This is a genomic window from Bacillus sp. 3255 (assembly GCF_031456485.1).
GTDB lineage: Bacteria > Bacillota > Bacilli > Paenibacillales > NBRC-103111 > Paenibacillus_E.
The window spans coordinates 196,773-218,792 of sequence record NZ_JAVDUS010000002.1; the positions used below are offsets into that span (position 1 = coordinate 196,773).

Genomic DNA, 22,020 nt, shown 5'->3' on the forward strand with positions numbered 1-22,020 from the left:
CAAGTATCAAGTTTGACGACTATGAAGCAGCAAAGGCAGGTAATTGTTTTATATGAATTATGAGGATTTCAAGTCCGTCGTACTCGAGCGCCGCAGCGTTCGGAATTTTACTGAGCAGGAAGTCGCTACCGAAGATATTCGTGAAATTATCGACTGCGCCCGTTATGCGCCAAGCGATACGAATTCCCAGACGTGGAAATTTATTGCCATCAGAAATACAGAGAAGATTAAACATATCGAGAAATTGACGTGGGAGCAGCTGCACCTGCGTGCGGAAGCCGCCGAGCAGAAAGGCCTTTCCCGTGAGGCGCGCCTGCTGGTGAAATCATTCGGCCCGTATGCGACAGCCTTCTCCGACGCTCCCGTACTGATCATCTGCTTGGCAACGCCATATGAATCGAAATTCCGCGAACGGATCTTCGATCCGATTGAGCTTGTCGAGGATGCCGTCTGGGCGGAAGAAGGCATCAAGAGCTCTTGCTTGGCCTCTCAGAACCTCATGCTGGCCGCACATGCCAGAGGTCTTGCCACCTGTCCGATGACAGGACCGGTCCTGCTCGCCCAAGACCAGATTCGCGAGTATCTCAACATTCCGGGCGAATACCAGATCAATATGGTCATCTCCCTCGGCCATCCGAAGGAACGTCCGGGCAAATTGGCCCGCAAAGAAATTGATGATATTTTGCAAATCATCGATTAATAATGAAGGAGCTGCCGTGGTTCACGGTCAGCTCCTTTTCTATGATGAATTCGCCGCATATGCGGCGTTTTTTTATTTGGCAATAGGCTGACCGCTCTTCTGTGACCGCCTGCGAGGTCCGGTTTGGTTTCCAGCAGTTTTCTTCGTAAACATTATAACGTTATATTTACTTGGAACTTACTTTGTGCTATCTTAACATTATAACGTTATACATTTTACGAAACGTTTTATCCCTCTCCTACATAGTTGGAGGGCCATTCAGGAAATCTTAGTGAAAGCGTAACTAAAACGGCTTACAGAGAAGGTGACAGGCATGCAAGAGCGTTACGTCCTACACAATGTTAAGCATGTAAATGGAGAATCGGTTGATATTGTTATCGAAAACGGCAAGATTGCCGAATTGGCTCCTCCCGGGCAAGGACAAGGAAAGCCCATTCGGGATTATGCCGGCGCCTACGTCTCCAGCGGCTGGATTGACATGCATGTACATGCCTTCCCCGCTTTCGACCCGTATGGCGATGAAATCGATGAGATCGGAATCAAGCAGGGAGTGACGACGATTGTTGACGCAGGCAGCTGCGGAGCGGACCGCATAGCCGATTTGGCCGCCAGCCGGCGGAGCGCCGCAACGAATGTGCTCGCCTTCTTGAACATTTCCCGCATCGGCCTGCAGCGCATCGACGAACTCTCCGATATGTCCTGGATCGATAGCGCTGAGGCGGCCCGTGCCGTTAAGACGTATCCGGACATGATCGTCGGTTTGAAGGCGCGCATTAGCCAAAGCGTCGTTCGCGACTCCGGCATAGAACCGTTACGAGCTGCTCGAGAGCTGTCGGGGCTAACCTCATTGCCGCTAATGGTTCATATCGGATCAGGTCCCCCAAGCATCGAGGAAGTCGTTTCCTTGCTGGAGGAGAAAGATATCATTACCCATTATTTGAATGGGAAAGCCAACAATTTGTTTGACCAGAGCGGCAAGCCGCTGGACGTGCTGACCAAAGCGATCGCCAGAGGCGTTCATCTGGATGTCGGGCACGGTACGGCCAGCTTTTCGTTCCGAGTGGCGGAAGCCGCGAAGCGGCATGGGATCCATTTCGACACGATCTCGACGGACATTTACCGCGGTAACCGGTTGAACGGCCCCGTGTATAGTATGTCCAACGTGCTGGCGAAATTCCTGTATCTCGGCTACCCGCTCCAAGAGGTCATCGACGCCGTCACGAAGCGTGCCGCCGCATGGCTGGGCAAACCGGAGCTTGGGCGCATCCAGGTCGGCGATACGGCCAATCTAACACTTTTCGCAGTGAAAGATGAGCCGGTATTGCTGAAGGATTCCGAAGGCGATACGCGGACCGGAGAACAACTAATCCAACCCAAAGGAGTCGTTGCAAATGGCACACTCATTACATGCTAAATACGGTCTCAAGCGCGTCATCAACGCAAGCGGGCGCATGAGCATTCTCGGCGTTTCCGCACCGACGGACACCGTGATGGAAGCTATGAAACACGGCGGCCAGAATTATGTGGAGATCGCCGATCTCGTAGATAAAGCAGGCGATTATATAGCAGGCATCCTCGGCTCCGAGGCTGCTGTCGTCGTCAATTCCGCTTCCAGCGGCATCGCCTTGTCCGTGGCTGCAGTCGTTACCCGCGGCAATCGCCGTCTAAGCGAGAAGCTGCACCAGGAGCCTATTGCCAAGCGTGAAATTATTATCCTTAAGGGTCATAACGTTCAGTACGGCGCACCTGTAGAGACGATGGTGTACCTCGGCGGCGGCAAGCTGATTGAAGTCGGCTACGCCAACGAAGGTAAGGCCGAACACATCGAAGATGCGATTAACGAGCATACGGCGGCGATTTTATATGTGAAATCCCACCATGCTGTTCAGAAGAACATGATTTCCGTCGAGGAAGCCTGGGACATTGCACAGCGCAACCAAGTGCCTCTCATCGTCGATGCGGCGGCGGAAGAAGACCTCCAGAAATATGTGAAATACTCGGATCTTGCCATTTATAGCGGGTCCAAAGCCATTGAAGGTCCTACGTCAGGCATCGTCGGCGGCAAGCGCACCTATATCGAGTGGCTGAAAGTTCAGCTCCACGGCATCGGTCGCAGCATGAAGGTCGGCAAGGAAACGACTTTCGGCTTGCTGCAAGCACTGGATGAATACGGCGTCAAAGAAGACAGAAGCGAGCAGGAGAAAGCTTCCCTGCAAGCCCTCATGCCGCTTAACGAGCTGAACGGCGTCAACGTAACGATTGTACAGGATGAAGCCGGCCGCACGATTTATCGCGGACGCATTCATATCGATGCCGCTCGAGCAGGAACTACAGCCAAAGAAGTGAACGACGGGCTGCGTGAAGGCGAGATTGCCATCTATACACGCGACTACGGCGTAAGACAAGGTTATTTCGATATCGATCCGCGTCCGCTTCAAGGCGACGATATTGAGGTCATTGCCGCACAAATACGGAAACTTGCAGGGGGTAACTAAACATGTCTACTATGACCAAACGTCTCTATAAAGGCCGCGCCGCACTCAATGTGCTGGCAGGCAGCGTGGAGAATGCCAAAGAAGTATTCGAGGCTGCGGAAGGCTATGTGCTTGTCGGCGTGCTTTCCAAAGATTATCCGACCGTCGAAACGGCGGTAGCGGCGATGAAGGAATACGGCCAAGCGATCGACGAAGCCGTATCGATCGGTCTGGGCGCAGGCGATAACCGCCAAGCTGCCGTTGTCGCGGAAATTGCCAAGCATTATCCGGGGACACATATCAATCAAGTGTTCCCTGCAGTTGGCGCCACACGTGCGAACCTCGGCGGACAAGACAGCTGGATCAACTCGTTGGTATCGCCGACAGGACGCGTCGGATACGTGAATATCTCGACAGGTCCCGTAAGCGCAGCCCAGCCTGAGCAGGCCATCGTCCCTGTCAAGACAGCCATCGCGCTGGTGCGCGACATGGGCGGCAATGCACTGAAATATTTCCCGATGAACGGCCTTAGCCGGGAAGACGAGCTGCGTGCCGTTGCACAGGCTTGCGGTGAAGAAGGGTTCGCCCTGGAACCGACCGGCGGTATCGACATGGAGAACTTCGAAGCGATTGTGCGTATCGCCTTGGAAGCCAAAGTTCCGCAAGTCATCCCGCACGTCTACTCTTCCATCATTGACAAAGCGTCCGGGCATACAAGAACTTCGGATGTCCGCGAGCTGCTCAGCATCATGAAGAAGCTGGTTGATCTGCATGGCTAAACGAATTGCTGCTTTCGGAGAGGTCATGATGCGCCTGCAGGTGCCAGGGTATGAACTCTTGTCCCAAGCCAGCTCTTTGAACTACTCGTTTTCCGGAACGGGCGTGAACGTCAGCTCCGCCCTCTCCCGATTAGGCCATGCCGGGTACCTGATCTCCAGCCTGCCTGCCAATCCCGTGGGCGATGCGGCGGAAGCTTATCTGCGCAAGTTAGGCATCCGCACGGACTTTGTAGGCCGCGGCGGCAGCTACGTCGGCATGTATTTCCTAGAAAACGGATTCGGTGCGCGAGCGAGCCGGGTCACGTATTCCAATCGTCAAGAAAGCAGCTTCAATACCGCTCCCCTTGACGCTTATAATTTCGCCGAAATAGCTAACCATATCGATATCGTTCATTTCTGCGGCATCACGCTCGCGATGAACGACCAGGTGCGTCAGCATATGAAAGAGCTGGCCAAGGAAGTCAAAGCCCGCGGCGGCACCGTCGTATTCGACTGCAACTACCGGCCTGCCCATTGGGGAGAAGGCGGTTACGCCAAAGCCAAGCCTCATTATGAGGACATGCTGCACCTCGCCGATATTGTGATGATGAATGAGAAAGACGCCATGTACATTCTCGGCATGCCTACGCAACAGACGGACCGGCAGGAGCAGCTGCTCGAACTGATCCCGGCCGTCGCGCAGAAATACCGGATTTCCGTCATAGCGGGCACGCACCGGCACATCAACAGCGACAACACGCATTCTTTGCGCGGTTATATGTACAAAGATCAAACCTTCTTCTTTTCCAACCTGCTCACCTTTTCCATCTATGATAGAATTGGTGCAGGAGATGCCTACACAAGCGGTATCGTACATGGGGAAATCCAAGGCTTCCCCCCTGAACAAACCGTCGGATTTGCAGCTGCCGCAGGCATGCTGGCACATACGATCGTTGGCGATACGCCCATGTCGTCGGAGAGCGAAATCATGCGCGCGATGACGGAGGCTGTGGGCGATGTAGAAAGGTAGTGAAGAGTTCCGGTGAATTTATCCCGCAACAAAAGACCCTTATATATACAAATCATGAATATCCTAAAGGATCGCATCCTGCACGGTGTGTATCCTTTGGGCACCAACATTCCTTCCGAGCCGCAGCTGGAGCAGGAATTCAACGTCAGTAAGATCACCGTGCGCAATGCCATCAAAGAACTGGCGCAGGAAGGCTACTTGGAGAAAGGCAGCGGCAAAGGGACGAAAGTGATCCGCAACGCATCGCTGTCCAAGCTGTCCAAATGGAAACGGTTCACGGAGCTTCTCGTGGAAGAAGGCCACCAAATCCGTAAGCAACTGCTGCGTGCCGAAGTGATCCGCAATGAAGAAGGTACATTGCCTTACCGGCTAATGGGCGAGCAGTGCTTCTATATCGAGCGCCTGTATCTTCTGAATGAGAAGCCTTACATTCACTTCGCCAATTACTTATCCTTACGAATGGCCAAGCTTGAGCCCGGCGATTTGAACGACCAATCCTTGTACGAGCTATTGGAGGAGCAAGGGATTACCTTGGAGAAATATCGCGATGAGTTCGCAGCGGCTATTGCGCCTCCGCACGTAGAGGACGTTTTGCGCGTAAGCGCAGGAACGCCTTTGTTGAAAAGATTGCGGTACTCCTATGACGAATTGGGGAATTTGATCGAATTCAGCACAGGGCACTACAGCACGGACATGCACAATTATGTAGTTAACTACGACACCTAGGAATAATGAGTGTATACTCGGTTCCTTTTCTCGTCCAGACATTGATAACGCTTACTACACAATTATGAGAAGAGGGATTCTACCATGAATTTGTATTTGCTGACGGTCACATTGCTGGCTATCGTTATTGTCATTCTCGGCGTTGCTTGGTGGAAATGGCATGCTTTCATCTCCTTAACGGTCGCCAGCTTGTTCTTGGCGCTGATGGCCGGACTATCGATGGACAAAATCGTAAGCGCCTACGAAACCGGCGTTGGCGCCGTACTCGGGCACTTGGTGGGTATCTTGGCCCTAGGTACCATTTTGGGTAAAATGATGTCCGATTCCGGAGCCGGCACACAAGTCGCCAACTTCTTCATTCGCGTCTTCGGCGAAAAGCGGCTGCCCTGGGCCATGCTGCTCTCCGGCTTCATTATCGGCATTCCCGTGTTCTTCGACGTCGGGATCGTCATGCTGCTGCCTCTCGTTATCTCGATTCATAAATCGACAAAGCAAAATATTTTGCTCATCGGTCTGCCGGTCATCGCCGGATTATCCATCGTGCACGGTCTGGTACCGCCGCATCCCGGTGCGATGACGGCCATCGGGATTTTCAAAGCGGACATCGGCAAAGTGCTGATCTACTCGCTTATTATCGCGATCCCTGCCGCCGTTATAGCAGGTCCCTTGTTCGCCCGATGGGTCAGCAAGCGCGTCGTTCCCGAGAACGAGCCCGAGCTGCTCGATGCAAGCGAAGAGCCCGCGAAGCTGCCGGGCGCCGGCATTTCCTTTTTCATCATCCTGCTGCCCGTTCTGTTAATGGTCTTGTCCGTCATAGCGCCGTACTTGCCGGTTCCGGCCGGCATCCAGAAGTTTCTCGTCTTCATCGGAAATTCCGTCATTGCGCTGCTGATTTCCTGCTTCGCCGCCTTCTACTTCCTGGGCATCCGCCAAGGCATGAACAAAAATTATATCAATAAGCTTTCGCACGAATGCTTGCTGCCCGTCGGTTCGATCATTCTGATTATCGGTGCCGGCGGCGGCTTCAAACAAATTCTTATCGCCAGCGGCGTCGGAACGTCCATCGCCCAGATGTCCGAGAATATTTCCCTCTCGCCGATTGTTCTGGCCTTCATGGTCGCGGGACTGATTCGCGTCGCGACGGGTTCCGCCACAGTCGCCCTCACGACGGCTGCCGGTATCGTCTCGCCGATCGTTGAACATATGTCCGGCGTCAATCTGGAATTGCTCGTCATCGCGACGGGTGCAGGATCGCTGATGCTGTCCCACGTGAACGATGCCGGGTTCTGGATGGTCAAGGAGTACCTGGGCCTAACGGTTAAGGAAACGTTCAAAACCTGGACGGTGCTCGAAACCTTGCTGTCCTTCATCGCCTTCGGCACCGTGCTGATCGTCGATATGTTCGTATAAAGAAGAAGCCTGTACCTCTTCCGCAGAAGACAAGTACAGGCTTCTTACCACTGCAAAAAAGCAGCTCCCAGTAGGAGCTGCCTTCGTTGTTTGTGCTATGACACTCTATTTATAAGTGGGAAGACCCAGTTTCTTATAATTTTGTGACGTTAGCTGCTTGAGGACCACGGTTGCCTTGAGTGATATCGAACTCAACGGATTGGCCTTCTTCTAATGTTTTGAATCCTTCGCCCTGAATTGCGGAGAAGTGAACGAATACATCGTCGCCTCCATCAACGGAAATGAAACCGTAGCCTTTTTCTGCGTTGAACCATTTAACTGTACCTTTCAAGTGAACAACCTCCTAAAAATATCGCCATCTATGACGAATAAGGAAATTATACCATCAGATTTGGGATAAATCAACGCATAAAACGCAGTGGGCAAGCTAAAATTTGTTGATGTACCAACGTTTTCCACTATGCAGGACCGTGTTTCATTATGCTTAAATATTGATGAGAATTCGGCAAAAAAGGCAGCTTTGCCTCCCTTTTATCCACCAAATGCCCCTCGGTTGCCAGCTCATTCATCAGTTCGGAGAGCCTGCCGTACTCTTCCGTCCGGAAGCTGAGCAGCGGATAGATCCGGACTTGACCGCCCGGCTTACAGACGCGAAGCAGCTCCCGTACGGCGTCCAGATGAAACGTATAATCAAACTGTTCTTCATATAGAAAAAGGAAATGGCTGCAGCAAACGAAGTCAAAGCTGTCGCTCTCCAGGGGCAACGCCGGCAGTCCTGCGGCATGGTATCTCGAAGCACCTTCGGGACTGGAGAAATCCTCCAAGAACCGGTCCAACGCTTTCAATCGGCCCGCCGTGTGATTCGCCAAGGAACCATAGAACGTCCAGTCGTACACGTCCACCAGCTTCTCCATCTTGGCAGCGACAATCCCGATCTCCTGCCTGCCGTGCTCACCAATCGCTTCAGCCGTCAAAGCATACAGCGGATCGGCCGCTTCCGCCAGTACGCCGCGGCTTCTAGCTTCCATCGTGAACGAAGAAGCGCCCCCCGCAACATCCAGCACACGCTTGCCTCTCAGTTCATCCGTGTGCAGCATAAACATATTCTCATACTCGGCATACGATCTCGAGGTCATTGCGACCCCAACCTGCTCATAAATACGCTTAGTCTCCATGCTCAACTCTCCTCTTCTCGGCTCATTACATACGCTCAACTCATCTGTTCGCCCTTTCCCTCTGGAAAGGATTAGGAGAATTCTAACACGTCTTATTCCCTTGCGCAACACCGTTTTTCATGTCAGCTTGTTTGGAAATCCCCTGTTTTTATGATACGATGTCTTATATCTATAGCTTACTGCAGAAACGAGGAATTCCCATGTCCAAACAGCCCTTCAAGAAACATACGATCTACAAAAAAGATAAATGGAACATGCTCAATGTGGAAGTGCAAGGCTCCAAAATCGTCCTGACGGAAATTTCCGAGCAATGGGGAGAAGAATGCCACACATTCATCGGCAGACCGGCCATGATGCACTGGGCGAATGAGCGGTTCGCGAAAGACAAGTTCGAAGGAACCGAGGAAGAACGGCAGGCCATTATGGATGCTTTCAACGCTGTTTAGACAGCAGACAAGCTCTCCACTTTCATACCTTGACTTCCTGCTTGTCCTGTGTCTATAATAAAATCAATCTTATAGCACCACTCCAAAGGGGAGTAGCTGTTACAATAAAGTCGTCAATTCGGATCCTCATCAGGTCCCGGCTTTATTGGCAACGTCCAACGTTGTTAGCAAGACCTTTGCCAAAGTTTATTTGGTGAAGGTCTTTTTTGATGAATTAGAGCCTTCACCGGTCATCGGTGTTGGGCTCTATTTTTTTTCAAAAAAAATTGCTAAAGGAGTGTTGGTTATGGAATGGTTATCTGCTGGTTTTTTCGTTTCGCTGCTCACTATTATTTTGATTGACTTGGTACTTGCCGGAGACAACGCGATTGTGATCGGCATGGCGGCGCGCAATTTGAAGAAGGAAACGCAGAAGAAGGTCATTCTTTGGGGAACCGTCGGCGCCATCGTCATCCGTGCACTGGCCACGATGCTCGTTGTTTATCTATTGAAAATTCCCGGTCTGCTGCTTGCGGGAGGCATCCTGCTCCTCTGGATCTCCTATAAGCTGCTCAGCGAGAAGAAAAATCATGAGCAGATCGAAGCCAAGAACGGCATGTGGGCGGCGATTCGGACCATTATTATCGCGGACGCGGTAATGGGACTGGACAATGTCATTGCAGTGGCTGGCGCTGCGCACGGCGACTTCCTGCTCGTCATCATCGGTCTTCTGGTCAGCGTACCGATTGTCGTGTGGGGCAGCACGCTGTTCATCAGCTGGATAGAGAGGTTCCCGTGGATCGTTTATATCGGCGCAGGCGTACTGGCGCTTACAGCAGGCAAAATGATTACCGGCGAGAAATTCCTTGCCCCGTATTTTGAGTCCAATCCGCTTGGCAAATGGTTATTGATCGGTTTGTTGATCGTCATCGTGCTTGCCGCCGGCAAATGGACCAAAATGGTCGGGTACCTGGTGGAAGTCGGAGACCGCGGTCAATTGACGCTGCCCAAAGAATTAAGCGAAGAAGCGCAAATCGAACCCGAAGACCGGTTTACGGTTAAGATGGATTCCCGAGGCAAGCTGATTCTAGTTAAATCCGAGGACGACGAAGAGACCAATGAAACGATGCAGCATGCCGGGTAAAAAAGGAGTTTGCCGCTGTGCAGCGAAACTTACTATCATGCATTCGTTAGCAAGCGTCATACTCTATAGGGATAAGGATGATTCACCATGACCCAATCCGGTTCTATACTCACATTCATACTCGTATCCTTCTGTCTGGCCATCATTCTGATCATAAAAAAAGACAGTCTCCCTGCACCAATGAAACGGTACCTCGCCTTGCTGGCGATCGTCATGGTCTCACTGTCCTTCGTGCTCATCGTGGTGTCCTTCTTCGGAGCGGGAATGTAAATTTACTTCCCTCCAGCTTTTTCTTATAATCATAAATGAATGGGTTAACGGTCATACTAGGTGAAAACCATGATATGGGATTCGTTCCGAACCCTGACATGGGTACATGCCGGGAGCGTGACCGCAATGCGCTGGATCTATGTGACGGCCGCAATGGGGCTTCTGCTAAGCTCTGTTCCAGCAGCCGATCTGCATGCCAAGGAAAACAGGCTACCCCAAATTCAGAACAAGGACAGGAGGGCTCCGATGGCTCAACTATTGGAACGCAAGCAAGTACCGGCCGAACACCGTTGGAAACTGGAAGATCTATACGCCGACGGGAAAGCATGGGAGAAGGAATTTCAGGAAGTTAAGAGCTCGCTTGGCAAAATTAGCGCCTTCCAAGGAAAACTTAGCGATGCCGCTACGGTGAAACAATGTTTCCAGTTGGAAGACGAAGTCTCTCTCAAGACAGAAAGATTGTATGTGTATGCCAACATGAAGCACCATGAAGATACAGCCGAGCCCACTTACCAGGCCTTATCCGATAAAGCGAAAAAAATCAGCGTTGAAGTCGGCGAAGCGCTTTCCTTCATCTCTCCGGAGATTTTGAGTTTATCCGAAGAAAAGCTGCAGCAGCTGGTGAACGATCCTTCTTTATCGTTCTACAAGGACACGCTCGAGGAAATGATCCGGCAGAAGCCGCATACGCTGAGCAAAGAGCAGGAAGCGCTGCTGGCCCAGGCCGGTAATATGGCGGGAGCGCCGAGCACCATCTTCGGCATGCTGAACAACGCCGATTTGAAATTTCCCAAAATCAAAAATGAAAAAGGCGAAGAAGTCGAGCTGACGCACGGAAGCTACATTCAGTTCTTGGAAAGCCGCGATCCTGAAGTGCGCAAAAATGCATTCCATGCGGTGTACGAAACTTATCGCAGTCATCGAAATACGATCGGCGCTACACTAAGCGCGAATATCAATAAGAACATTTTCTATGCCAAAGCGCGCAATTATCCTTCTGTCTTGGAATCGACGCTATTCGGTGACAACATCAAGAAGGAAGTTTACACGAACTTGATTTCTACGATTCACGACTCTCTGCCGCAACTACAGCGTTACCTCAAGCTGCGCAAAAAGCTGCTGAAAGTCGATGAATTACATATGTACGACCTGTTCGCACCGCTTGTTGAAGAATTCAAAATGGATATCACCTATGCGCAAGCCAAAGAAGAAATCAAGAAAAGCTTGGCTCCGCTTGGTGACAACTATTTGAAAATTTTACAAGACGGCTTCGATAACCACTGGATCGACGTATATGAGAACAAGAATAAGCGCAACGGGGCGTACAGCTGGGGAGCTTACGGCACGCATCCTTACGTGCTGCTGAATCATAAAGACAACTTGAACAGTATGTTCACGCTGACGCATGAGATGGGCCATGCCATCCATTCGTATTTGTCCGATGAGAATCAAGAGTACCGCTATGCGCAGTATACGATTTTCCTGGCGGAAGTCGCCTCTACGTTGAACGAAGCGCTGCTCATGGATTACTTGCTGAAACGCGTAACCGATCCGAAGGAGAAGCTGTATCTGCTGACCTACTATGCCGATCAGTTCCGGACCACGGTATTCCGTCAAACGATGTTTGCGGAATTCGAAATGATTACGCATGAGAAATCCGAGCAAGGCGAGTCCTTGACACCGCAGGAATTCAGCGAGATCTACTATGGCTTGAATAAGCTGTACCATGGCAACGATATGGTCGTAGACCAGGATATCGAGATGGAGTGGGCTCGTATTCCTCACTTCTATAACAGCTTCTATGTATACAAATATGCGACAGGCTTCTCTGCCGCAACCTCTTTTGCCAAACAAATTTTGGATGAAGGCCAGCCTGCCGTCGACCGTTATCTCGGCTTCCTCAAAAGCGGCGGCAGCGATTACTCGCTGAACATTCTGAAGAAAGCCGGCGTCGACATGTCGACACCGGAGCCGATCAAGCAAGCGATGAGCGTCTTCAGTTCCTTGCTGGATCAGATGGAAGAACTAACGAAGTAAGAGCGAGCATGGAGGTTGAAGGCGAAGGCCTTCAACCTCTTTCTCCATTGAAATGAAAGGAGGCATGCCGGATGAAAATGCAATGGATTCTGATCTGCGCTTTATTATTCGCCCTGCTTACAGCCGTGTTCGCGGTCGTTAATGTCGAACCGGTCCAAGTGAATTTCATCTTCGCGCAGACATCCATCCCGCTTATTCTCGTTATTATCTCTTCCACGCTGCTTGGCGGCGTTATTGTCGCTCTGTTCGGCATGGTCCGCCAGTATAAGCTCCACCGCAGGGTGAAGCATTTGGAGAAACAGCTGCATGATGCCCTGCTCCCTCCCGTTGCGCCGCAGCCGGCACGGGACACGGCGGGCGAAGCCCCGCCGACCATCCACTAGGCTTGTCCCAGAAGCCATAAGAGGAGGCACACGATGCCTCCGGCCAGCGAAGACAAGGCATTGACCCCATCGTTGGTCATGAAGCTTATACCGCGTATTTGCAAGGCTCTCTGCTCGCAGTGAGTCTTTTTCTCTATCTCTTTGCCGCAAACTTGGCAGCGATACATAACTTGGAGCGTCGCGCCCAGCCAGGAATCCGTCAGCGAGCCCGCCAAGCCGGATATCGCTCCGAGCGCAGCCAGCACCGGCCAAGCTGCCGTTTCGTAGCCCAAGCCGCTCAGCGTACTCAACCATCCGCCGATTCCGCCGATACATGCGCCTCCAGCCAGCGAAGCCAGCAGCCCAAGCAGGCTGACACCGCCTGAAGTCCCTGGCGGAACACGCTTTCCGTTCACGATCGACCTTGGTGCAGACTTGCTCATCCCACCGATTTCCGTGGCCCAAGTATCCGCCGTCACCGTTGCCATCACCCCGACGAACAGCATCCACCAGACCGGATCCGGCCATATCGCGTTGCAGGCGCACAGCGCCAGACCCAGCCCGCCATTGGCCGCAACCTGTCCGGCATCGCGCTGGTCGCCTTTGGCATACCCGCTCTCCGCGGCAGCCTTGCGCTCATGCTTCAGCTTCGATAATACGCTTGAAGTGATGAAGAAGGCGATTAGCATCCCGAACCAAGCCAAGCTGCCCCATACAAACATCAAAGTGCCAAGCACTATGGCCGATAGCAGTCCCGATCCGGATAACGACCTGCGTAGATAAGCCGCTCCTGCAATTATCAGGCTTCCGCCGAGCCCCATGATCCATTCCATTCGCAACACCTCATTTCCCACTTTATTGTAGCACAGTGCGAACAGGCGCATCATCTTGCGCCATTTTCGACAAAATCAAGCAATCTTCGCGCAATCTTAGCAGGAACTTTATCTATTAACTAGAAATATATGATAAAATAGAATGCGATTAGATAGGAGGCTGACATGAAGCACGATCACATCCACAACAAGTCCCAGATGAAAAAAGACTTGGATCCGCAAGAAATGCTGCGCGTCATTTTCGATTACGCAGCCAAAATTGCCAATGAACGCGTATTGGAAAAAGTCCTCATGCTGATGGCTGATATGGGTCGTGAAATGATTGTCTCCGATCGTTGTACCGTATGGCTGCTGGATACTAGCCGTAACGAACTCTGGTCCAAGGTGGCCCACGGTTTGGACGAAATCCGTATTCCAAGCAGCGCCGGTCTTGTCGGTTATGCGGTTACCCACGACAAAGCTGTATTTATTGACGATGCTTATACGAACGAAGAATATAAAGAGTATTTGCAGAACGGCGCTCTGCGCACCGACCAGCAGACGGGCTACCGGACGAAGGCGCTGATGGTCATTCCTTTCCGCAACTCCCAAGGCGAAATTATGGGGGCCTATCAAGCGATTAACAAGCTGACGGCATGCGAGCAGTTCTCGGATAAAGATATGGAGTATTTAACCCTCGCCTCCTCTTACGCCGGCAAGTCGCTGGAATCCGCGCTGCTCACGAACGAAATCGAAGAAACGCAGAAAGAAATCATTTTCAGAATGGGCGAAATCGGCGAAAGCAGGTCCAAAGAAACCGGCAATCACGTGAAGCGAGTCGCGGAATATTCCTATCTGCTCGCTCTCGGCCTCGGCATGAGCCAGGAAGAAGCCGAACTGCTCAAGATGGCGTCGCCCATGCATGATATCGGCAAGGTCGCCATTCCCGACAGCGTGCTGAACAAGCCCGGCAAATTAACCGACGAAGAGTTCCGGTTAATGCAGAATCACACGCTTATCGGATATAATTTGCTCAAAAACTCCAATCGCCACATCCTGAAAACCGCCGCTATCGTCGCTTACGAGCATCACGAGAAATGGAACGGCCGCGGGTATCCGCGCGGGATCCAAGGCGAAGACATCCATATCTTCGGCCGTATCACAGCGATAGCCGACGTATTCGATGCACTTGGAAGCGAGCGCGTCTACAAGAAAGCCTGGGAGCTCGAACGCATCTTGCAGCTGTTCCGTGAGGAGCGAGGCGAACATTTCGATCCCGCGGTCGTGGATACCTTCTTCCAGCAGCTTCCAGATCTCCTTCGCGTGCGCGAGCAGTACGCCGATACGGCTCAAGAGGATCCGGCCGATGTATAAATAGAAAGGGCATGTCTCCCAAGTCATCGCGACTTCTGAGAATGCCCTTTTCATTTTAGACGTGAACGGTAACCGATCCGAATACTTCTTCGCCCCAGACCAGTTCCAAAAGATCCCCGTTCGCTACGGGCCCGACGCCTTCCGGCGTACCTGTGTAAATGATATCGCCGGCTCCCAGACCGTAGTGCTTCGCTATGTAGTCAACGATCGTCTGCAGATCGAAGATCATGTTGCTGATTCGGCCATTCTGAACCTCTTGCCCGTTCTGAAGCAGCTTGAAGTTGTTCTCCGCCAGCTTGGCAGCCCCTGGAAACGGACGGAACGAAGTAATCGGCGCCGACCTCAGGAAGCCTTTGGCAGGCAGCCACGGCTGGCCTTTCTTCTTAATGACGGACTGCACGTCCCGCAGCGTGAAATCGATGCCCAGCGCATACTTGTCGACAAGCTCGTCGACCTGAATCCCTTCGCGGTACGGCTTCGCAATGTGAAGGACAAGCTCCGCTTCATAGTGAATCTCGCCCTGGTCGCCAGGCAGCGTCAGTTCGCCGCCATCCATAGCGACGAGCGCGTGCGTAGGCTTCGTGAAAATCATCGGCTGATCGGGGACATCGTTCCCGAGTTCTGCGGCATGCGCCTGGTAATTGCGTCCAACGCAGTAAATATTGCGAATCTCTTGTGTCATACGGATAACTCCTCGCCTTTATTTCTTACTGACATTGCCTTGTGCGTCAATCTTCGATCCGATAGAAATCTGACTGAGTCTCTGGAACAGCTTCGTGCCGTCTTCCTCATTCATCGGTGTCGGCAGCGCAAATTTGGTCAAGACCGGTACCAGATGAATATCGCATGATTGATCCTTGGAGCATGATGCTTCCATTATAACCGTTTCCCAAGTTTTGGGATTATGATTCGTTGTAAATATGAAGTTGCCGAGGCTGTACGCGATCCATTTGCCTTTGTATTGTTCGATGCCTTGCAGAACGTGCGGATGACCGCCAACGACCAGATCGGCTCCCGCATCGATATACCGGTGGGCCAAATCCGTTTGATTCTTGTCCGGACGATCGGCTCTCTCAACGCCCCAGTGCGCGACGACGACGACGAGATCGGCTTGCGCCTTGGCCTTCTGGATCGCTTCGACCGGCAGCTTGTAGCTGTAGGTTTCCGCTACGCCGACATGTCCGGGTCCGGCCTTCCAGGAGGCCTCGGGCACGACACGGCTGAAGCCGAAGAAAGCGATTCGGAGCCCGTTTTTCTCCACGATCACAGGCTTGTACGCTTCTTCCGAATCTTGGCCCGCACCCATGCGTTGAATCCCCGTCTCATCGAGTGCGTCCATTGTATCCAGCAGACCTTCCGGTCCATAATCCATCACATGGTTATTCGCCAAATTGACCAGATCGACGCCTGAAGCTTTCAGTGCCGGCAGGGCCAGCGGTGACGAACGGTACACATAATCCTTCGTTTGAACCGTACCTCGCGTCGTTACAGGTGTCTCCAAATTGGCAATCGTCACATCCGGCTTGCTCAAATAGTCTTTCACATTCATATAAGGATAATCATACCCTTTGACCTTCAAAATATCTTCCACTTTCGAGGCCATGAGCACATCTCCTACAAAAGTCATCTTCACTTGCCCGCTGCTGCTCCCCGGCTTGTCCGGTTCGGTCGACGGAATTGCGGCAATAGCCGTAGAAGTCGGGCTGGGCTTGACACTCGGCTGTACACTTGGCTTAGCGCTAGCTGCCGATGTCGGTTGAGACGTTTCGGCTGCCACAGACGACGCGCTGGACGGATCCTGCTCTTCAGCCGACTGGCTGTTCATCGCCATATGGGAGATGCCCACTCCGATAGCAAAGCACACGATAGCAGCCAGCGTGAAGCCTCCAAGCACTTTCAGCGGAGTCTTCTTCTGCGGATTCTTCTGCGAAGAGTGCTCTTTCTTCACCCTGCGGTGACGCTCCTGTCTGGATTCCATTTCAAAACCTTCCCCTTTCCCCCTACAAATTATAGCAGATCAATCTATCAGAAGGTAATAGTCAAAGGCTCTCATTTTCATCCGGGCATCTGTATGGTATAACTGAAGAAACAAGGCGGTACGCCGCATGCGGCACAAGAAAGGGATACACGAAGATGGATAAAATCGCAATCATTTCCGATATACACGGGAATTTACCGGCACTGGAAGCCGTGCTTGACGATATCAAACAGCGTGGCATCGAGCGCATCTATTGCTTGGGCGATCTGGTTGGCAAAGGGCCTGATTCGGCTGCCGTCGTGGACGTCATCCGCCAGACATGCCAGGTCGTCATCCAGGGGAATTGGGACCTGGGGATCAATTTGCCGCAGGAGCTCCCCGCGGGCATCTGGCAGCAGCAGCAATTGGGAGCCGAGCGCCTAGCTTATTTGAAGGAGCTGGCTTTCTCCACCGATTTCTACTTGAGCGGTAAGCTGTTCCGGCTGTTCCACGCCTCCTCCCGAAGCGTGTACCATCGCGTGAAGCGTAAAGCTGACAAGAAGGAACGGCTGGCCATGTTTCATAATACCGAAATGACCGGAACGCCGGCCGGCGGCAAGCGGCCCGATATCGTCGGTTACGGGGATATTCACATCCCTTATCTCATCACGATGAAGAACCCTTCGGAGAAGCAGACTGCGCAGCGGACGGACAACGGTCTCATGCTATTTAACGTCGGAAGCGTAGGAATCCCTTATGATGGCATTCCACAGGCCTGCTACTGCATTCTGGAAGGTTATGCGGACCGGACGGAGTCAGCCGGTTTCTCCATTCAATACGTGCGCGTACCTTACGATATCGAACGAGCCGTGAAACAGGCATATACCGTCGATATGCCGGAAGCCGAGCGTTATGAGCTTGAAATTACGACGGGCTTGGTTCATAAATCGTAAAAATCATCATGGAAATGCTTTCCATTCTATGATAATATAGGTGTATCATTGAAAGTGAGGATGCCATCCATGAAGTTGAACTGGCGTAAAATTGCAGTTATCGTCTTATGTGCGGAGCTCCTGCTCATCTATTGGCACGTGATGTCGGCTGTACCTTTCAAGCAGCAGCGCCATGACTACCCGATTGCCTCCCCCAAGCCCCCGCTTCCACTAAACGACTTCGAACAGGCGGCACCTTCGCAGCTTAGCGAACCCATATCTTATCAAGTGCACAGCTAACGTAAAAAAGCTGCCTGAATGCCCAAGACATTCAGACAGCTTTTTTTCATCCCTTTACTCGTGCTAGCGCCAAGCCGTCGTAGGCCGGCAGAATCGTGCTCTCGAGCCGCGGATCGGTGGCGATAAGCTTGTTGAAGCTGCGCATCGCTTGAACGGAAGCTTTGGTCTGGGCGGCATCCACGACCTTGCCCCTCATCAGCGTATTATCTCCTGCGATCATGGCTCCAGGATTGGCCAGTTGTATCGCCAGCTCCAAATAATTCGGGTAATTCACTTTGTCCGCATCGATGAAGAAGAAATCAAACCGTTCGCCCTGCGCAAGCAGTTCCTTCAAATGGTGGAGCGCTTCGCCGATCCGGTACTCGACGAGCTCACCAAGGCCTGCCTCTGCGACATTGCTCTTGGCGACATCCGCGAACTCCTGCTTCAATTCCAGCGAGACGAGCCTTCCTCCCTCTTTCAGCCCCCTTGCCAAACAGATGCCGCTATAACCGCCCAGGGCACCGATCTCGAGCACTTGGCCCGCGCCAATCATCTTGACCAGCATGGTAAGCAGCCGGCCATAGCCCGGGGCAATCGAGATTTCGGGCATATTGTTAGCTCGTATCACTTCTTGGACCCGCTCCAGCACGGGATCATGCTCATATAAACTTTCCATATAGCTTTCAGGTGTTAAAGTGTCCATGCGCTTCCTCCTGCGCGATTTGCGCCTTTCGTTTGTAAGTGATTCCTATTTGTCCTATACTTGTTAATTGTATGAGTTTTATGAACGAAGCACAACCCGGATGGAAGGAAACTGAACATGTCACAACATATCGAACTACTTGCAACATGCCCGATGGGACTTGAGGCCGTCGTTGCCCGCGAGGTCCGCGATCTCGGCTATACCGACGTTACCGTCGAGAATGGCCGCGTACGCTTCATGGGAGACGAGCTCGCGATCTGCCGGGCCAATCTGTGGCTGCGGACAGCGGACCGGATTCTCGTGCTCATGGGCCAATTCAAAGCCGTCACCTTCGACGAGCTATTCGAAGGCACGAAGGCACTCGCATGGCCGGATTGGATTCCGAACGACGCCGAATTCCCTGTCCAGGGCCGCTCCCATAAATCACAGCTATCCAGCGTTCCCGCCTGCCAAGGCATCGTGAAGAAAGCCGTGGTGGAGAAGCTGAAGCTGCGCTACGGCACCGAATGGTTTCCCGAGAACGGCGCCCGCTACGTGATTGAAGTCGCGCTTCTGAACGATATCGCTACGCTTACTATCGATACCACCGGCCCGAGCCTGCATAAGCGCGGCTACCGTAAGCTCGTCAACGAAGCGCCGCTGAAGGAGACCATGGCCGCAGCCATGATCCTGCTCAGCCGCTGGTCGGTGGACCGGCCGCTGTACGACCCGTTCTGCGGGTCGGGTACGATTCCGATCGAGGCGGCGATGATCGGCTGGAACATTGCGCCGGGCTTGCGGCGCAGCTTCCCTAGCGAGGCGTGGGGCAGCGTGCCGCGCAAGCTGTGGGATCAGGCGCGCGACGAGGCGTTCGACTCCGTCCGCGACAACGTGCCGCTGCACATCGTGGGCAGCGACATCGATCCCTCGGCCATTGAGGTGGCCGAGGCTGCCGCGAAGTCGGCGGGGCTGACCAAGCAGTTCCAGCTGCGCGTGGAACCGGTGGCCAAGGCCCGCCCGCGCGGCGACTATGGCTGTTTGATCACCAATCCGCCGTACGGGGAGCGGCTTGGCGAAGCCAAGGATGTCGAGGTCGCGCTGCGCGAGCTTGGCGCGCTGACACGGCCGATGCCGTCGTGGAGCTTGTTTATTCTGAGCCCGAGCACACAGCTCGAGCAGTATATGAACCGCCGCGCCGATAAGAAGCGCAAGCTGTTTAACGGGCGGATTGAGTGCAACCTGTATCAGTATTTAGGGCCGTTTCCTCCGCGTCGGTAGGAAATCACGAAAACAGCGGCAGCTGAGACTTGTTAAAAAGTCTTAGCTGCCGCTGTTTTCATGTCCCGCAATGGGTGATGGAAAGTATTCACAAATAATGCATTGTTATTTCGCTTCTGACAAATAATCTGGCATTGATTCCTGTTTGCCCAATGCCTTTCGAAATATAGTAAGTCCCAAATTCGTTCTTATGGGATCCCTTATATATCCCCATTCTAGGCAGCTTACCTGCGTTTTTGATCTGAAAGAAAAATGGAATATTGAATTGCTTACCGTGGAGATGCCCGGCCATCAAATAATCAAAATCTTTGTTTAAATGTAGTACAATGTTAGGATCGTGGGTAATAATGAGTTTAGTTCTACGATCATCTACTGCTTGAAACGCAGCTTCAATGTTACTCTTGCCTGAATCGAAATCATCAATTCCAATTAGCTCAAATTGTTCCAAATGCAGCGACTCGTTTCTTAACAAATGAAGCCCATATTTTTTTAGAAGTTTCACAATATCTTTCACATTTTTCTGTTGATAATCATGGTTTCCAAGGACACAATATATGGGCACGTTACAGATCGTCATTGCTCTTAAGTACTCTTCCAGTCTAGGAAGACTTTTTCGGTGTTTTGTAAAATCACCAGTAATAAATATATAGTCGGGTTTTTCATCATTAATAATCGCAGCTATTCGGGATGGACTAATTCTTAATCTTTCAACATGCAAATCACTTATTTGCAAGATTCTCAAATTTAAATTAAGCGGATATTTGATGCGCTCAATTTTTAGCCATTGTGTTGGTAAAATAAAGCTTATGTAGAGAATAAATATGACTAAGAGTACGTAAAGGCAGTTCAATAAAATTCCTTCCACTCGCATCCTCCTTTTCAAAAAAGTCCTCGTAACGCGAATCAAATAACCCCATTCTATTCATGTACTGTTCAAAAATTATTTCTGGGATTTTAGACGGGAACGAATTTTTATTATAGGGTTAATATGTTAATGCCAGATGAGTATAAGATTTCAATTTGGTTACATTTAATTAACTGCGTTGGACAGTAGCACACGGTCGTGACCTGGCTCTTGCTCTCATATCATGATTATGTCATGGGCATGAAAATAACAACCGCATGCGTTTTTATACTTGGGATTTATAATTAAATTCAATTATCTCATCAAGCAAAAAATAATACTCATATAGTTGTATTGTCCGTTTTTTTATTCTATTCTTTGCGGCAATTTGTGTAGTTACATAACCTTGTGTACCTAACAATGGTCCTTTCTCTTCTGGAAAATTTATAAAGTGTTCAGCGAACTTTATTTCATTTGTTTGATATTGCAACCAGCCTCTCTGTGCTTCAACTAGTGATTCTTTGTTCTCTGAATTTAACTTAACTAGTAGTTTTTTATAAATGTAATTTAACTCATCATCCCAGGCTTTGGTTTACTTTTTTTCTAGCTCTAGCCAAGTAGAAGTATTAAAATCTTTAGAATTTTGTAGTTCATTATTTTCTTTTGCGTAATCCATATCTATAGGATTATCTTTGATAATTGTTGAGAACCAACCTATTGATGAACCAGATAAATAATCACCATAGACTGAGTTGACATCAACACTTTCGTTTTTATTACTACTTTTATCGATTAGAATATTACTTTCAACCGCTGAACTTTCCATAGGAGCAGAACTTACACGTCCCTTATCCAGACTAGCCTTACATGCAGTTAATAAAACTAACAATAAACTAAGTACAATTAATCTATTCATTTATTGAACTATCCCTCCAGTTACATTTGTTCTTTTATATTAGACGAGTTATCTTACGTTTTGTTAAAATACCCACTGTTTTTTACCATAGCCTACCAACCTGTACCAATTTCTCTTGCCGTTTCCTCCGCGTCGGTCGAGGACAACACAAAAAACAGCGGCAGCTGAGACTTAATGTCTTAGCTACCGCTGTTTTTGGATTGCATATACACGGGTATCCGGTCTAATGGACACAGGAGCCCTTAATCGGCAAAATGTTACCGATTCAGAATTCTAACGGACACCAGAGCCTCTATTCGTCCATTTCGAATGAGTTTTGCCCATAAAATGGGTAAATAAGAGCTCTGGTGTCCGTTAGACGCGAAACCAAGCGAATAGCCGAGAATAAGAGCTCCTGTGTCCGTTAGCTCCATTTTCATCGTACATGTGACG

At 51.1% G+C, this 22,020-nt stretch carries 22 protein-coding genes and 3 pseudogenes; 16 read left to right on the forward strand and 9 right to left on the reverse strand.

Translation table 11 applies throughout. From position 1 onward, the window contains the following. Positions 1 to 52 precede the first annotated feature (52 nt). The 7 genes from J2X61_RS03425 to J2X61_RS03455 all read left to right on the forward strand — a co-directional run bounded on the left by J2X61_RS03425 (position 53) and on the right by J2X61_RS03455 (position 7,098). Entirely contained in the window at positions 53 to 700 is a 648-nt protein-coding gene (locus J2X61_RS03425; RefSeq protein WP_274465973.1) for a nitroreductase family protein, read from the forward strand. Between the two features lie 313 nt (positions 701 to 1,013). Then, the gene (locus J2X61_RS03430) at positions 1,014 to 2,114 is read left to right on the forward strand and encodes an amidohydrolase/deacetylase family metallohydrolase (RefSeq protein WP_310185932.1); all 1,101 of its coding nucleotides are present in this window, start codon (positions 1,014 to 1,016) and stop codon (positions 2,112 to 2,114) included. Then, positions 2,092 to 3,195, forward strand: coding sequence for a DgaE family pyridoxal phosphate-dependent ammonia lyase (locus tag J2X61_RS03435; protein ID WP_274465976.1), 1,104 nt, complete (start codon positions 2,092 to 2,094; stop codon positions 3,193 to 3,195). Before J2X61_RS03430 ends, J2X61_RS03435 begins: the two co-directional genes overlap by 23 nt. A gap of 2 nt (positions 3,196 to 3,197) precedes the next feature. Beyond that, positions 3,198 to 3,953 (forward strand): 2-dehydro-3-deoxy-phosphogluconate aldolase, encoded by a 756-nt coding sequence (gene dagF, locus J2X61_RS03440; RefSeq protein WP_274465977.1) that lies wholly within the window; start codon positions 3,198 to 3,200, stop codon positions 3,951 to 3,953. Continuing rightward, entirely contained in the window at positions 3,946 to 4,962 is a 1,017-nt protein-coding gene (locus tag J2X61_RS03445) for a sugar kinase (protein WP_310185936.1), read from the forward strand. The genes dagF and J2X61_RS03445 overlap by 8 nt, the downstream gene beginning before the upstream one ends. A gap of 54 nt (positions 4,963 to 5,016) precedes the next feature. Continuing rightward, positions 5,017 to 5,688, forward strand: a complete 672-nt coding sequence (locus tag J2X61_RS03450; protein ID WP_274467428.1) for a GntR family transcriptional regulator — start codon at positions 5,017 to 5,019, stop codon at positions 5,686 to 5,688. A gap of 84 nt (positions 5,689 to 5,772) precedes the next feature. Further along, positions 5,773 to 7,098, forward strand: a complete 1,326-nt coding sequence (locus J2X61_RS03455; RefSeq protein ID WP_274465980.1) for a GntP family permease — start codon at positions 5,773 to 5,775, stop codon at positions 7,096 to 7,098. A 133-nt stretch (positions 7,099 to 7,231) separates the two neighbouring features. Here J2X61_RS03455 and J2X61_RS03460 read toward each other — a convergent pair whose 3' ends face one another. Beyond that, a complete protein-coding gene (locus J2X61_RS03460; RefSeq protein ID WP_028556542.1) occupies positions 7,232 to 7,429 on the reverse strand; it encodes a cold shock domain-containing protein in 198 nt (65 codons plus the stop codon). A 127-nt stretch (positions 7,430 to 7,556) separates the two neighbouring features. Next, positions 7,557 to 8,273: a methyltransferase domain-containing protein gene (locus tag J2X61_RS03465; RefSeq protein WP_310185947.1), complete on the reverse strand. Its 717-nt coding sequence runs from the start codon at positions 8,271 to 8,273 to the stop codon at positions 7,557 to 7,559. A gap of 200 nt (positions 8,274 to 8,473) precedes the next feature. On the opposite strand from J2X61_RS03465, the gene J2X61_RS03470 reads away from it, so the two are divergent. From J2X61_RS03470 to J2X61_RS03490, 5 genes and pseudogenes are all read left to right on the forward strand, one after another. Then, positions 8,474 to 8,719 carry a hypothetical protein gene (locus J2X61_RS03470; protein WP_274465982.1) on the forward strand — a complete coding sequence of 82 codons (246 nt, stop codon included), beginning with the start codon at positions 8,474 to 8,476 and terminating at the stop codon, positions 8,717 to 8,719. A 286-nt stretch (positions 8,720 to 9,005) separates the two neighbouring features. After that, a pseudogene (locus tag J2X61_RS03475) lies at positions 9,006 to 9,647 on the forward strand (TerC family protein); the annotation flags it as partial. A 282-nt stretch (positions 9,648 to 9,929) separates the two neighbouring features. Then, a complete protein-coding gene (locus J2X61_RS03480) occupies positions 9,930 to 10,112 on the forward strand; it encodes a hypothetical protein (protein WP_274465984.1) in 183 nt (60 codons plus the stop codon). A 246-nt stretch (positions 10,113 to 10,358) separates the two neighbouring features. After that, complete coding sequence (gene pepF, locus J2X61_RS03485) at positions 10,359 to 12,149, forward strand: oligoendopeptidase F (protein ID WP_274465985.1); 1,791 nt, start codon at positions 10,359 to 10,361, stop codon at positions 12,147 to 12,149. A gap of 71 nt (positions 12,150 to 12,220) precedes the next feature. After that, on the forward strand, positions 12,221 to 12,532 hold the full coding sequence (locus tag J2X61_RS03490) for a LapA family protein (RefSeq protein WP_310185949.1): 312 nt from the start codon (positions 12,221 to 12,223) through the stop codon (positions 12,530 to 12,532). On the opposite strand, the gene J2X61_RS03495 is transcribed toward J2X61_RS03490, so the two are convergent. Then, positions 12,529 to 13,344 (reverse strand): DUF92 domain-containing protein, encoded by an 816-nt coding sequence (locus tag J2X61_RS03495; RefSeq protein WP_310185951.1) that lies wholly within the window; start codon positions 13,342 to 13,344, stop codon positions 12,529 to 12,531. The two genes, J2X61_RS03490 and J2X61_RS03495, sit on opposite strands and share 4 nt — an antisense overlap. 165 nt (positions 13,345 to 13,509) lie before the next feature. Between J2X61_RS03495 and J2X61_RS03500 the strand changes: the two genes are divergently transcribed. Beyond that, positions 13,510 to 14,697 carry an HD domain-containing phosphohydrolase gene (locus J2X61_RS03500; protein ID WP_310185954.1) on the forward strand — a complete coding sequence of 396 codons (1,188 nt, stop codon included), beginning with the start codon at positions 13,510 to 13,512 and terminating at the stop codon, positions 14,695 to 14,697. A gap of 55 nt (positions 14,698 to 14,752) precedes the next feature. Here J2X61_RS03500 and J2X61_RS03505 read toward each other — a convergent pair whose 3' ends face one another. Both J2X61_RS03505 and J2X61_RS03510 read right to left on the reverse strand, forming a co-directional pair. Beyond that, positions 14,753 to 15,379, reverse strand: a complete 627-nt coding sequence (locus J2X61_RS03505) for a fumarylacetoacetate hydrolase family protein (protein WP_310185956.1) — start codon at positions 15,377 to 15,379, stop codon at positions 14,753 to 14,755. 18 nt (positions 15,380 to 15,397) lie between these two features. Next, entirely contained in the window at positions 15,398 to 16,675 is a 1,278-nt protein-coding gene (locus J2X61_RS03510; RefSeq protein WP_310185959.1) for a CapA family protein, read from the reverse strand. 155 nt (positions 16,676 to 16,830) lie between these two features. Here J2X61_RS03510 and J2X61_RS03515 point away from each other — a divergent pair, with 155 nt between their 5' ends. Beyond that, the gene (locus tag J2X61_RS03515) at positions 16,831 to 17,607 is read left to right on the forward strand and encodes a metallophosphoesterase family protein (protein WP_310185960.1); all 777 of its coding nucleotides are present in this window, start codon (positions 16,831 to 16,833) and stop codon (positions 17,605 to 17,607) included. A gap of 69 nt (positions 17,608 to 17,676) precedes the next feature. After that, positions 17,677 to 17,886 carry a hypothetical protein gene (locus J2X61_RS03520; RefSeq protein ID WP_274465991.1) on the forward strand — a complete coding sequence of 70 codons (210 nt, stop codon included), beginning with the start codon at positions 17,677 to 17,679 and terminating at the stop codon, positions 17,884 to 17,886. 46 nt (positions 17,887 to 17,932) lie between these two features. Here J2X61_RS03520 and J2X61_RS03525 read toward each other — a convergent pair. Beyond that, positions 17,933 to 18,577, reverse strand: a pseudogene (locus tag J2X61_RS03525) (O-methyltransferase); the annotation flags it as partial. A gap of 111 nt (positions 18,578 to 18,688) precedes the next feature. On the opposite strand from J2X61_RS03525, the gene J2X61_RS03530 reads away from it, so the two are divergent. Next, a complete protein-coding gene (locus tag J2X61_RS03530) occupies positions 18,689 to 19,828 on the forward strand; it encodes a THUMP domain-containing class I SAM-dependent RNA methyltransferase (protein ID WP_310185962.1) in 1,140 nt (379 codons plus the stop codon). Positions 19,829 to 19,916: 88 nt separating this feature from the next. On the opposite strand, the gene J2X61_RS03535 is transcribed toward J2X61_RS03530, so the two are convergent. The 3 genes and pseudogenes from J2X61_RS03535 to J2X61_RS03540 all read right to left on the reverse strand — a co-directional run bounded on the left by J2X61_RS03535 (position 19,917) and on the right by J2X61_RS03540 (position 21,588). Continuing rightward, positions 19,917 to 20,693: a metallophosphoesterase gene (locus tag J2X61_RS03535; protein ID WP_274465996.1), complete on the reverse strand. Its 777-nt coding sequence runs from the start codon at positions 20,691 to 20,693 to the stop codon at positions 19,917 to 19,919. 265 nt (positions 20,694 to 20,958) lie between these two features. After that, a pseudogene (locus tag J2X61_RS36295) lies at positions 20,959 to 21,249 on the reverse strand (lysozyme inhibitor LprI family protein); the annotation flags it as partial. A 15-nt stretch (positions 21,250 to 21,264) separates the two neighbouring features. Beyond that, entirely contained in the window at positions 21,265 to 21,588 is a 324-nt protein-coding gene (locus J2X61_RS03540) for a hypothetical protein (RefSeq protein ID WP_310185964.1), read from the reverse strand. Between the last annotated feature and the right edge of the window lie 432 nt (positions 21,589 to 22,020).